11 protein-coding genes and 1 pseudogene are annotated in these 12195 nt (G+C 70.7%); 8 read left to right on the forward strand and 4 right to left on the reverse strand.

The genetic code is table 11. The annotated features are described in order from the left end of the window. Positions 1-26: 26 nt before the first annotated feature. The 3 genes from Q3Y56_RS23900 to Q3Y56_RS23910 all read left to right on the forward strand — a co-directional run bounded on the left by Q3Y56_RS23900 (position 27) and on the right by Q3Y56_RS23910 (position 2580). Positions 27-884 (forward strand): hypothetical protein, encoded by an 858-nt coding sequence (locus tag Q3Y56_RS23900; RefSeq protein WP_304463887.1) that lies wholly within the window; start codon positions 27-29, stop codon positions 882-884. Between the two features lie 58 nt (positions 885-942). Further along, positions 943-1269, forward strand: coding sequence for a putative quinol monooxygenase (locus tag Q3Y56_RS23905; protein WP_369696864.1), 327 nt, complete (start codon positions 943-945; stop codon positions 1267-1269). Between the two features lie 381 nt (positions 1270-1650). Then, positions 1651-2580 (forward strand): helix-turn-helix domain-containing protein, encoded by a 930-nt coding sequence (locus Q3Y56_RS23910; RefSeq protein WP_304463889.1) that lies wholly within the window; start codon positions 1651-1653, stop codon positions 2578-2580. Here the strand turns inward: Q3Y56_RS23910 and Q3Y56_RS23915 are convergent. Further along, positions 2551-3795, reverse strand: a complete 1245-nt coding sequence (locus Q3Y56_RS23915) for a PadR family transcriptional regulator (protein ID WP_304463890.1) — start codon at positions 3793-3795, stop codon at positions 2551-2553. The genes Q3Y56_RS23910 and Q3Y56_RS23915 overlap by 30 nt on opposite strands. Continuing rightward, a pseudogene (locus Q3Y56_RS23920) lies at positions 3795-4852 on the reverse strand (DUF4097 domain-containing protein). The gene Q3Y56_RS23915 and the pseudogene Q3Y56_RS23920 overlap by 1 nt, the downstream one beginning before the upstream one ends. A gap of 300 nt (positions 4853-5152) precedes the next feature. Between Q3Y56_RS23920 and Q3Y56_RS23925 the strand changes: the two are divergent. Genes Q3Y56_RS23925 through Q3Y56_RS23935 form a run of 3 tightly spaced genes read left to right on the forward strand, consistent with a single transcriptional unit; the run spans position 5153 to position 9363 of the window. Beyond that, positions 5153-8014, forward strand: a complete 2862-nt coding sequence (locus tag Q3Y56_RS23925; RefSeq protein WP_304463891.1) for a non-ribosomal peptide synthetase — start codon at positions 5153-5155, stop codon at positions 8012-8014. A gap of 3 nt (positions 8015-8017) precedes the next feature. Then, positions 8018-8941 (forward strand): NAD(P)-dependent oxidoreductase, encoded by a 924-nt coding sequence (locus tag Q3Y56_RS23930; protein ID WP_304463892.1) that lies wholly within the window; start codon positions 8018-8020, stop codon positions 8939-8941. A 23-nt stretch (positions 8942-8964) separates the two neighbouring features. Further along, positions 8965-9363, forward strand: a complete 399-nt coding sequence (locus Q3Y56_RS23935) for a nuclear transport factor 2 family protein (RefSeq protein WP_304463893.1) — start codon at positions 8965-8967, stop codon at positions 9361-9363. 104 nt (positions 9364-9467) lie between these two features. Here the strand turns inward: Q3Y56_RS23935 and Q3Y56_RS23940 are convergent, their stop codons facing one another. Next, positions 9468-10088 carry a malonic semialdehyde reductase gene (locus Q3Y56_RS23940; protein WP_304463894.1) on the reverse strand — a complete coding sequence of 207 codons (621 nt, stop codon included), beginning with the start codon at positions 10086-10088 and terminating at the stop codon, positions 9468-9470. A gap of 266 nt (positions 10089-10354) precedes the next feature. Between Q3Y56_RS23940 and Q3Y56_RS23945 the strand changes: the two genes are divergently transcribed. Continuing rightward, a complete protein-coding gene (locus Q3Y56_RS23945; RefSeq protein ID WP_304463895.1) occupies positions 10355-11014 on the forward strand; it encodes a TetR/AcrR family transcriptional regulator in 660 nt (219 codons plus the stop codon). 18 nt (positions 11015-11032) lie between these two features. Further along, positions 11033-11845, forward strand: coding sequence for an AfsR/SARP family transcriptional regulator (locus Q3Y56_RS23950; protein ID WP_304463896.1), 813 nt, complete (start codon positions 11033-11035; stop codon positions 11843-11845). 69 nt (positions 11846-11914) lie between these two features. On the opposite strand, the gene Q3Y56_RS23955 is transcribed toward Q3Y56_RS23950, so the two are convergent. Next, positions 11915-12094 carry a DUF6104 family protein gene (locus Q3Y56_RS23955; RefSeq protein ID WP_304463897.1) on the reverse strand — a complete coding sequence of 60 codons (180 nt, stop codon included), beginning with the start codon at positions 12092-12094 and terminating at the stop codon, positions 11915-11917. Positions 12095-12195 lie beyond the last annotated feature (101 nt).

Here is a 12195-nt window from a genome sequence, read left to right on the forward strand (position 1 = left end):
GTGTGCGGGCGATAGACGACAGGGAGTTGGCCGCGCTGCTCGCGGACAGGGCGCTCTGGGAGATTCGCATCCTGGCCGTCCACGCGAGGCGGCAGGCCGAAGAGGACTCATCTGCCGAGGCTGTCGAGAAGATCAACAACTGGGCCGACTTCCGCCACGCGATGCTGGGGATCTCCAAGCCGCACCGTTGGCGCCCCTCGCGCGGCACTCCCAGCAGGCGGGAGCAGGTGATGCTGGATCGGCCAATGAGCTATAGATGGAACGTCAGCAGTCCCGAGAGACGTGCATGGATCGTCCGGCAAATCGACAGCGCCGGCTTCCGCTGGACGCCCCCGCCTCCGCTCCCAATGCCCCGTAAAGGTGCGCCGGCCCTCAGCATGTGGCAGCAGCTCGGCTTGCTGAGGGGCTGGACGGTGAAGACGCCTCCCGGCCGTCAACGGCTGCCCCGTCAGGCACGCATCCTCAAGGCGCTGGACCGCGAAGCGATCTTCGCCCTCTACGAGGAAGCGGGGCGTCTTCGTCTCGGCCTGGGCAAGGACAGCCCATGGCTCCACGCTCACCTCGACTCCGACGCCCCGCACTTCCTGTTCCCTGATCCCGCTCATTACTACTGGCCTGATTCGGGCGCGGGTCGCCCATGGTGGCAGTGCAGTGTGCTCCTGCGTATGGTCGACGGCGAGCAGGTAGGCGGCAGCCTCGCCGTGATGCCCGAGACGTTCACGGCCCTGCCCTCGACGGTGCCTCGCCTCCGGCAACGCCGCTTGGCCCTTATCGCGCGCACCACCGAGCGGGACGCGTGGCTCTGGAGTCGGGACCACGAGTCGTACTGCGGCCCGGATACCTGCGGATACGCACCAACGGACGACCCCGGAGTGAAGCCATGATCTGTGGGGCTGCGGGCCCTGCGAGACTCGCCCGGAGCGAGAGGAGCAAGCCTTGGCCGTGGGATACGGGCTGATCGTGCGCTTCGAGCTGCATGACGCCGCCGCTGCAACAGCCTTTGACGCGCTGGTGGACAAGACCCTCAAGGGCATCAAGGAGAACGAGCCCGGCACGCTGGTGTACGTGAGTCATCGGGTGCCGGGGGAGCCCGATGTCCGCGTCTTCTACGAGCTCTACGCCGACCGGGAAGCCTTCGAGGAGCACGAGCGGCAGCCTCACGTGCGAGAGTTCCTTGAGGCGCGTCAGCAGTACGTGGCCCGCTTCGACGTCACCTTCCTTGAAGCTGTCGGCGGCAAGCTGAGCGGAGAGGCAGAGGGAACAGCGTGACACCACCTCGCGGGGCGTTCGGCGCCGCCGGAGTTGAAGGATCTCGCGCGCCGCGCTGATGCGATCAACTGAGCGGGGCCGGGGTGCCGTTGCCGGGTCCCACGGGGCCGAGGTCCGGTGGGGCGAGCGGTCTTCTGCAGGACCGGAGGTCAGGACCCCCCTCCCGTCCCCCCGTCGTCACCGGAATGGGCGAACCTCGCTGGTTTTGGGTCGAGTTGGGGTGAGGTGACGATAGCGTGTGCGGGAAAAGAAAACGGCCCCCGGCGGTGCTACCAACACCGGCCGAGGGCCTCACCTCCGAGGAAGAATGAGAGTCTTCCCGTGGCTGTCGCACAGCTTAGTGCCCCCGCGCGTCCGCGCGCCGACGCCGCCCCCGGCGGCGTGATCCATATCCGCCATCGCCACCAGCGCGGCTTCACGATCGTCTCCAACCACCTGGCCCTCCACCCCACCCTCAGCGACACCGCCATCTCTCTCGGCGTGCGTCTCCTCGCGCTCCCCGACGGGGTCGACATCAGCATCAAGACGCTGGCCAGACGGGTCGGTGGGGCGGGCCAGAAGCGGGTGGCCGACGCGCTCCACGAGTTGGAGGCGGAGGGCTATCTGCGGCGGGAGAGGGCGCAGTTGGAGTGCGGGCGCTGGATCACCCGAACGTGGGTGTACGACCAACCCGTCGGTCATCCGTGCCGTACCGAGCCGCCGTCTCCCATGCAGCCGCCCACCTCGCCTTCCGCCGAACCGGAGGCCGCCGTGACGGGTGACGTGAGCGGGGCGGACGACGTGGATGATCTGGACAACGTGGACATCGAACCCGGGCTGAGAGGCGCGGCGGAGGAGGTGTTGCGGGGGTTGGTCCAGCGCGTGCCCTGTCTGCTGCTCTCCGCCCGTGAAGTCCGTCGGCTCGCACCCGCCGCGGCGCTGTGGTTGCAACGGGGCGTACAGAGGAGGGAATTGGCCGCCGCGCTCACCACCGGGCTGCCGCAGCGCGTGCACCACCCCGCCGCCCTCCTCGGCAGACGGCTGATCGACAAGCTCCCCGACCCCCGGCCCGCGCCCGAGAGCTTCCCGGCGCGGCTGCGCGAGTGCGCGGGCTGCGGGCGGCCGGGGCGCGCCGGTGCGATGGTCGGGGGCAGGTGTGCGGCGTGTCGGGGGACCGGCCCGGGTGAGGGCGGCGACTGCGGCTCCGGGGTGGAGGACTACGTACGGGCGCGCGTGGCCGAGCTGCGTGAGCTCAGCCGTGGCGCGCGACCGTATCCGTCGCAGGCCGCCCCGGGGAGCCGGTCAGGCGTCGGTGATGTCGTCGCGGAGTAGTGCGGTCAGCTCCGTGGCGGTGGTCGCGAGGCGGTGGCGGGCCTCGGCCAGGGCGGCTTCGGTCACGCCGTGGTCGCGGGCGGTGTCGCGGACGTCGTCGCGGAACCGGTCCAGGAGTCGCTCCAGGTCGCGGTCGGGATCGCCGCTCGGCCGGAACTCCTCGGGCCAGGAGGGGTGCGGTTGCGCCGTGGTGCTGCGCGTGTCGGGCTGTTTGGTGAGGTCCGGGCCCTGCTGGGCCCGCGGTGGCCGCTGCTCGGACTCGCCGGTGTCCGGCGTTCGCGCGGGTTCCGCCGTCCCCGTCCTGCCTGCCGTTCCCGCCGTATCAGCCGTTCCCGCCGTGTCGTCGCCGCACGGCTCGCCCGTCCGTCCGCTCGCCCCCGTCGGCCAGGCGCGGAACAGGTCCTCGACCCAGTCCGCCGATGCCGGGCCCTGCCGGGAGATGTGGGTCATCGCGCGCGACACCTCGGACAGGCCGTCCCGTACCGCCCGCTGCCAGTCGCCCGCGCGGATGTGCTCCTGGGTCTGCTCCTGCACCCGTCGGGCGATCCGCTGGATCTCCTCGCGGGCGAACTTCTGGGCGTCCTTGGCCTGCTGGCGGGCGCGCTGGGCGTCCTGGCGGGCGCGGCGGCTCTCCTCCTTGGCGCGTCGGGCCTGCTCCCGCCACTCCTCCCGGGCGCGCCGCAGTTCCTCCTTGGCCTCGCGCCACGCGTCCCTGTCGGCGAGCGGTACGCCCCACGCGTCCGTCGGCGTGTCGGAGGTCGGGGTGCCGGGGGTCGGGGTGCCGGAGGTGCCGGGGCGGTCCGTTCCGGTGTGCGGCGTGCCCTGATTCCGCGCCCGCTGCGCCGCTTCCCGGATCTCGCGTCGCAGATCGCTGGCCGAGCCGTGTACGTCCGCCTTTATCTCGGCGGCCAGTTCGGCGACGGACTCGCGGATCTCCAGCTCCAGGTCGGCGAGTTCGCCGCTCCGGTCGGCGAGTTCGCCGCGCCCGGCGTCGGTGATGGAGTACACCTTGCGGCCGCCCTCGGTGGCGTGGGTGACCAGGCCCTCGACCTCCAGCTTGGCCAGCCGCGGGTAGACGGTGCCGGCAGACGGGGCGTACAGGCCCTGGAACCGCTCCTCCAGCAGGCGGATGATCTCGTAGCCGTGGCGCGGGGCCTCGTCGAGCAGCTTGAGCAGGTACAGGCGCAGGCGGCCGTGCGCGAAGACGGGTGGCATCAGAGGACCTTCCCTTCGCTGTCGTCGCTGTCGTCGGCGGTCCCGCCGAAGGGCTTGTCCCCAGTGCCTGCGGGGAAGGGCTTGTCCTCAGGCTCCGGGGCACGCCCGGCCTCGGTCCCGCCGCGCTCACGCTCCGGGGCGCCCTCGGCCTCGGTCCCGCCGTCGTCGGCGGCGGGCCTGCGCAGTAGTGCGATGGCGCCGGAGACGGTGGTGGCCTTCAGGCGGCCGCTTCCCGCGCCGAGTGTGCCGGTGATCCTCTTGGCGCCCCACTGGCCGCCCACCCGCAGATCGTCGAAGGCGCAGGAGAAGTTGCCGCTGGCGGTGTTGGCGTCGATCCGGGTGTCGGCCTGGTGCGGCAGTCGCACGGCGATCTCGCCGGAGACGCTGGTCAGCCGCAGGTCCGTGTCCGTGGCGGTGGGGCGAGGTCGAGCACCATGTCGCCGCTGACGGAGTCGGCGCGGACGGCGGGGCCCGCGCTGTCGACGACCGTGAGCCCGCCGGAGACGGACTGGAAGCGCAGCTCGCCGGTGACGGCCTGGGCCTCGACGTGGCCGGAGACGGTGTCGGCGCGGACCGCGCCGGTCAGCCCGACCAGGGTGAAGTCGCCGGTGACGCCGTACAGTTCGGTGCTGCCGCCGAGGCCGGAGACGACGGCGCCGGCGCCGACGACGCCCACCGAGGCGGCGGTGCCGGTCGGCACGGCCAGGGTGATGTGGGCCGTACGGTGCCAGTTCCTGCGGTTCGTGCCCCAGTGGGTCCAGTCCCTGAGGCTCCAGTCCTTGAGGCTGCGGCCCTTGCCGTTGTGCTCCTTGCCGTCGAGCAGGTTCAGCAGGCCCTGCCACGGGAGGTCGTCGTACGTGACCGACAGCGTGCCGTCCTCGTGGGTGACGGTCAGCGGCGGGCCGTCGATCCCGGACAGCTCCAGGCGGGCGGGCCCGGTGTCGGTGCCGACGATGTTGACCGTGCCGCCCACGATCCGCACCTGGAGGGTGGTGACGGGGGCGTCGAAGGTGAGTTTCCGTGGTGCGTCGAGTGACCACTCGGACCGGGCTGACATGCCAGACCTCCGCTTGGTTCGGCGAGCCGGACGCAACATATCGCGTCTCCGTACTCACGATATATCGCGGTCTGGCGAAGTCAAGCCCCGGGCGCGCCCTGGTGTGTGCCGCACACGCTTCCGGGATGTGCTCAAGGTGTGGTTTCGGGGTGGCGGAGTAGTTCATTCCGTCTCGTAAAAGTCTCCCGGGGATTTCCGCTAGAGCCCCGCTAGAGCGTTGCTAGAGGATCGTGGAGGGCAGGTGTTCGAGACTGTTACCTTCGGGATCCTTGGAATCCGTAGGGAAGGGGACAGTGGGTAATGAGAGTGGAGCCCTTGCAATTATCTGCACCGGCAAATGCAGAGGATCTCAATTGCGTGGCGGAGATGCTGTTGAGAGCTGCGCGGGGGCACCCGGCCGCGGGTATACGGTACTTCCTCGGCGGGGTCGACGGAGAATCGCACTTCCAGTCTTATCCGGAGCTGCTCGACGAGGCCCGAGCTTATCTCGCCGGGCTCCGCGGACGCGGACTGCGGCCCCGGGACAAGGTCGCCCTGCTGCTTCCGGACCAGCGGGAATTCCTGAGCGTCTTCTGGGCCTGCCTGCTCGGCGGTTTCGTGCCCTGCCCGATGGGGCCGCTCCCCGGTGACCCGGCGTGCCGGGCGGCGCAGCTCGCCCATGTCGACCGGCTTCTCGACCGGCCCCTCCTGGTCACCACCGAGCAGATGGCCGCCGAGCTCCCGGCCGTCCCGGGGCTGACGGTCGCCGTACTGGAGGGGCTGCGCGGAGCCGCGCCCGCGACCGAGTTCCACCGGGCGGCTCCCGAGGATCTGGCGCTGCTGGTGCTCACCTCCGGCTCCACCGGGAATTCCAAGGCCGTGATGCTGAGCCATGGCAATCTGCTGGCGTCCATGGCGGGAAAATCGGACAAGCAGCGGCTCACCGACGCCGACACCACCTTCAACTGGATTTCGTACGACCATGTGGCCGCGCTCCTCGAAGCGCATCTCCTGCCGCTCTATGTCGGCGCCCTGCAATTGCACGCGCAAGCGTCCGCTATTCTGGAGGATCCGCTCCGGTTCCTGCGCATCGTATCGCGCCACAAGGTCACCATGACCTTCACGCCGAATTTCCTGCTCGGCTCGCTGAATTCCGCCGCGGATCAGATCGCGGAGGAACTGGCGGCCGGCGGCGAGGGCCTTGACCTCAGCGCGCTGCGGCACATCGTCAGCGGCGGTGAGGCCAATGTCGTCGCCACCGGTGAGACCTTTCTCGCCGCTTACGCCCCCTTTGGGCTGCGGCGCTCCGCCCTGTGGCCCGCCTTCGGGATGACCGAGACCTGCGCGGGCAGCATCTACAACCGCGCGTTCCCGGAGGCCGACGCGGGGAGTGAGTTCGCCCACCTCGGCACGCCGGTGCAGGGCCTGCGGATCCGGGTCGCGGACGACGGCCACACCCCGCTGCCCGCCGGCGAGATCGGCGAGCTCCAGCTCAACGGCCCCATGATCACCAGCGGCTACTACAACAACGAGGCCGCCACCCGCGAGGCGTTCACCCCGGACGGCTGGTTCCGCAGCGGCGACCTCGGCCGGATCGACGACGACGGCCGGCTCACCCTGGTCGGCCGCAGCAAGGACAGCGTCATCGTCAACGGCGTCAACTACTTCAGCCACGAGATCGAGGCCGCGCTGGAGCAGCTGGACGACGTGGCTGGCGGCTATGTCGCGGCCTTCCCGACCCGCCGCCCCGGCAGCGACACCGAACAACTGGTGATCGCCTTCCATCCGCGGCTCGCCGATGACGACGAGGCCGGACTCCACCGTCTGCTGACCGCCGTCCGCTCCACCGTCGTGATGCTCTGGGGCTTCAGGCCCTCGCTGATCCTGCCGCTGCCGCGCGAGGAGTTCCCCAAGACCAGCCTCGGCAAGACACTGCGCCGCCGGATGCGCCAGAAGCTGGAGGCCGGCGGCTACGACGACATAGCTACGCGCGTCACCGAGCTGACCACGCGCCGGCTCGGCGGCTACACCGCCCCCGAGACCGACACCGAGCGCGTCCTCACCGAGATCTTCGCCGAGATGTTCGACGCCGCGCCGGAGGACGTCAGCGCCACCGCCAACTTCTTCGACCTCGGCGGCACCTCACTGGACATCCTGCGGCTGCGCCGCCAGGTCGACCGGCGCCTCGGGGTGCGGGACCTGCCGATCATCACGGTGCTGACCTCGCCGACCGCCCGCCGGCTCGGGGCCTGGCTGGACTCCGGCGGGGACACGCAGGCCCGCCCGTACGACCCGGTGGTGCCGCTCCAGCTCAGTGGCGACAAGACACCGCTGTTCTGCGTCCACCCCGGCGTCGGCGAGGTCCTGGTCTTCGTCAACCTCGCCAAGTACTTCGTCGGCGACCGCCCCTTCTACGCGCTGCGCGCCCGCGGCTTCAACGAGGGCGAGCGGCCCTTCGCGTCGTTCGAGGAGATGGTCCGCACCTACGTGGCGGCCATCAGGGAGCGCCGGCCGCACGGCCCGTACGCCGTGGCGGGCTACTCCTACGGCGGCGCGGTGGCCTTCGAGATCGCCAAGGCGCTGGAGGCCGAGGGCGAGCGCGTGGACTTCGTCGGCAGCTTCAACCTGCCCCCGCACATCAAGTACCGCATGGACGAACTCGACTTCGTCGAGACCGCGGTCAACCTCGCCTTCTTCCTCGACCTGGTCAACAAGAAGCAGTCCCTGGACCTGCCGGCGCAGCTGCGCGAGCTGCCCAAGGAGGAGCAGCTGGCGCGCCTCATCCGGCTCGCCCCGCAGGACCGCCTGCGGGAACTCGACCTGGACCTGGCGAAGTTCACGACGTGGGCCGAGCTGGCGAACGGGCTCACCGACCTCGGCCGCACCTACACCCCCACCGGCACCACCCGTTCCATGACGGTCTTCTACGCCACCCCGCTGCGCGGCACCAAGGAGGACTGGCTGGAGAACGAGCTGCGCAGGTGGGACGAGCACACCACGGAGCCCAACCGGTACGTCGACGTACCGGGCGAGCACTACACCCTGATGGGGCCGCGCCACGTCGCGGCCTTCCAGGCCGTTCTGCGCAGGGAACTCGACCAAGCCCTGCGCGACAGCGACAGCGACAGCGACAGCAACTGCGACGGCGACAGCGACAGCACGCACGTCAAAGAGGGGAACTAGCAGGTGGAAGGCAAGAAGATCCTGGTCACGGGCGGCACCGGGCAGGTGGCCGGGCCGGTGGCCGAGGCGCTGGCCGAACGCAACGAGGTGTGGTGCCTGGGCCGGTTCGGCACCCCGGGCGCGGAGGACGCGCTCAGGGCTCGCGGGATCACCACGTACCGCTGGGACATGGACGACCTGGACGGAGCGGCGTACGAGGGACTGCCCACCGACTTCACGCACGTGGTCCACTCCGCGGTACGACGCGGGGAGGACGGCGACTTCAACGCGGCCGTGGAGGTCAACTCCGTCGCGTGCGGGAGGCTGATGACCCACTGCCGCACCGCCGAGGCGTTCCTGTACGTCTCCACCGGCGCCCTCTACAAGCGCCGGACCCTGGACCACAAGTACACCGAGACCGACCCGGTCGACGGGGTCGCGGACTGGCTGCCCGCCTACCCGGTGGGCAAGATCGCCGCCGAGGGAACGGTCCGCGCCTTCGCGAGCGTGCTGGGCCTGCCGACCACCATCGCCCGGCTCAACATCGCCTACGGGCCCGGCGGCTACGGCGGCGTACCGATGCTCTACTTCAAGCGGATGCTCGCCGGCGAGCCGATCCCGGTGCCGGTCGAGGGCCAGAACTGGTGCTCCCTGCTGTACACCGACGACCTGGTCCGGCAGGTCCCGAAGCTCTGGGAGGCCGCCTCGGTGCCCGCCACCCTGGTCAACTGGGGCGGTGACGAGCCGGTCGGCATGACGGACTGCGTGCGCTACCTGGAGGAGCTGACCGGCGTCGAGGCCAGGCTGGTGCCCAGCGAGGTCACCCGGGAGACCTACCAGTTCGACCCGGCGCGGCGTCTGGCGCTCACCGGCCCGTGCGAGGTGCCCTGGCGCGAGGGCATCCGCCGTACCGTCGAGGCGCTGTACCCCGACCACATCAAGGGCTGAGGAACGAAGGAGAGCGAAGGACGATGGTGTCCGAGAACATCGAGGCGATACAGCGCAGTTACGCGGGTTTCCGTGACCGCGACGTGGAGGGGATCCTGTCCGGGATGCACCCGGATGTGGAGTGGGTCCATCCGGACGGGATGGCCACGTACGGCCTGGGTGGCACCAAGCTGGGGCACGCGGGGATCAAGGAGTTTCTCGCGCACGTACCGACCGTCCTGGGCGGGATGAAGCTGAACCCGCGGGAGTTCATCGAGCAGGGCGACCGCGTCGTGGTCTTCGGCACCCGCGAGGTGACCAGCCGCCGCGGCACCACGGTGACGCTGGACTTCGTCCACTCCTGGACGATGCGGAACGGCAAGGCCGTGCGGATGGAGGACATCTTCGACACCGTCGCGTTCCACGAGCTGATCGAGAGCTGATCGAGAGCTGATCGGGAGCTGAGTGAGGGCTGAGTGGGAGCTGAGCGGATCCGGCCGGGGAGGCGGGGTGGCCCGGACGGCCGCCCCGCTCCACGCCGTCCGGATCAGACGCTGGTGACGACCTCCTCGTACGCCAGCCGCGGCAGTCGGCCCATCCACGCGTCGGGGCCGGGCCTGCCGATGTTCACCACGCACAGGGCGCTGTGTCGGCCGTCGGCGAAGAACTCCTTGTCGACGCCCGCCCTGTCGAATCCGATCATGGGGCCCGCCGCGAGCCCCGCGGCCCGCACCCCGAGGATGAAGTAGCCGATCTGGATGGCGGTGTTGAACCGTGCCGACTCCTCCCGCACCGCCGGGTTCTCGTAGATCGCCCGCGGGTTCTCCATGAACGGGACCAGCTTCGGCAGTTCGTCGTGGAAGTCCAGGTCGGCGCCGAGGATCGCGACCAGCGGGGCCTTGGCGGTCTTCTCCTGGTTCCGGCCGGTCATGAGCGGCACGAGCTTGTCCCGCGCCTCCTGGGACCGCACCAGGACCACGCGCAGGGGCTGCTGGTTCATCGACGTCGGCCCGAACTTCACCAACTCGTAGATGGCCCGGACCTGCGCGTCCGTGACCGGCTCGGCGGTGAAGGTGTTGGCGGTACGGGCCTCCCGGAACAGCTGGTCCTGTGCCTCGGCCGGCAGGGTGATCAGCTCGCCGGTGCCGCTGTCCTGAGCTGCGCTCATGAACCTCTCCTCGTCAGGCTGTTGCCAATTTATTGGACTGGACGGACTAGTCCAATCCTGATGTGGAAGGCTAGGGGCGCACGGCCGCTGGGGGCAAGGCGGCCGGGAGCGGCCCGCGTTCGGCACAGCACGAGCACGGCACAGCACGCGTACGACGGGGAACGAGCACGACGCGGACCCGAGCACGACGCGGAACGAGCACCACACATCAGGCACGACACACACCGGGAGCGGGGACCGGCACGAGCGAAAGGACACGACCGACCATGCGGACGGACAGCACGGCGCGGCACGACGCGCCGGGACGCCCCGCGGGCCCCCTACCAGCAAAGCGGCAGGCCATCTTGGAAGCCGCCGTCACCGTCTTCCTGCGGGAGGGCTATATCCGCACCAGCGTGGAGGCCATCGCCGACGAGGCCCGGGTGTCGAAGCAGACCGTCTACAACCACTTCGGCGACAAGGAGACCCTGTTCGTCGCCGCCGTCGACAACGAACGGCAGCGCGTCGCGGCCGGTTTCGCGCCCGACGTCTCCCAGGACCCCGCCGCCCAGGACGACATGACGCCGCGGGCCGCGCTGATCGCCTTCGGCCACCGCGTGCTGGAGGTCCTCCTCGACGAACGCGCCTCCGCGCTGCGCCGCCTGGTGATCGCCGAGGTCGCGCGCCACCCCTCGCTGCGCCCCGCCTGCGCCGAGGGCGAACCCCAGGCACTCGTGGCGTACCTGGCCGCGATGCTGCGGCGCCGCACCGAGCGGGCGGAGCTCGACGTACCGGAGCCCGAGACCGGGGCCCGGCAGTTCGTGGCCCTGCTCGTCCAGCAGGGCCTGCACCAGTCCATGTACGGCACTCGCGCGCTCGCCGGGTCGGAGGCCGCCGCCATCTGCGAGCAGGCCGCCGACCTGTTCGTCCGCGCCTACCGCAGGTGATGTGAGGAGGTGACGCCCATGTACGTGAACGTCCTCGGACCGCTGACGCTGCGCCACGGCACCCATTCCGGGGTGCCGACGGCCATGAAGCCGCGCAAGGTCCTGTCACTGCTGCTGCTCAACGACGGCCGGGTGGTCCCGGTGCCGGCCCTCATGGCCGAGCTCTGGGGCGACGAACCGCCCCGCACCGGACTGACCACGCTCCAGACCTACATCCTCCACCTGCGCAAACTGCTCGCGCAGGTGCTCGGCGTACCGACCGCCACCGTCGCCCGGGACGTCCTGCAGACCCGGCCCGGCGGCTACGCCTTCGCCCTCCGCTCCGGCCAGCTGGACGTGCACCGGTACCGCGATCTCGTCACGCAGGGCGAGTGCGCGCTGGACGCCGGAGACGAACGCACCGCCGACGCCGCCTTCCGCCGCGCGCTCGCCGTCTGGCAGGGGCCCGCACTGGTCGACGTGGCCCACGGACGGCCGTTGCAGGCCGAGGTCGCCCGGCTGGAGCAGTCCCGGCTCACCGTCACCGAACGCAGCATCGAGACCCGGCTCCGGCTCGGCCGCCACCAGGAAGCCCTCAGCGAGCTCGCCTCCCTGGTGGTGGAGCACCGCTTCCACGAGGGCATGCACGGCCAGTACATGCTGGCCCTGCACCGGGCCGGACAGCGCACCCGCGCCCTCGCCGTCTACCAGCGGCTGCGACTGACGATGGCGGAGGAACTGGGGCTGGAGCCGTCACTGAGGCTCCAGCGTCTCCAGCAGGCCGTCCTCGCCTCCGACCCGCGCCTGGACGTGGAGACGGGGGCGGCGGGGCGGGGGCCGGTGGTGGCGTGACACGCGCCCTCCGGGGGACGGGGACGGGCTCCCCGGACCCCGGGGGGGCTGACCCGGGCTGCTCCTGGGTCAGTCCTCGTCCTCGTCGTCCAGCCGGGCCAGCCAGGTCGCCAGCCGCTCCACCGGGACCTCGAAGTCCGGGTTCAGATCGACGAAGGTCCGCAGCTGCTCGGCGAGCCACTCGAAGGTGATCTCCTCCTGGCCGCGCCGGTTCTCCAGCTCCTCGATGCCGCGGTCGGTGAAATACAAGGAGAGCTCCACAGGGAAAGTCGTTGATCGTACGCATCCAGGATAGGCGGCGGTCCACGGCGCGGGAGCGGCCGCTCACCCGAGTCGGCGCGCGGGGGCCG

This window comes from Streptomyces sp. XD-27 (assembly GCF_030553055.1).
Lineage (GTDB): Bacteria > Actinomycetota > Actinomycetes > Streptomycetales > Streptomycetaceae > Streptomyces.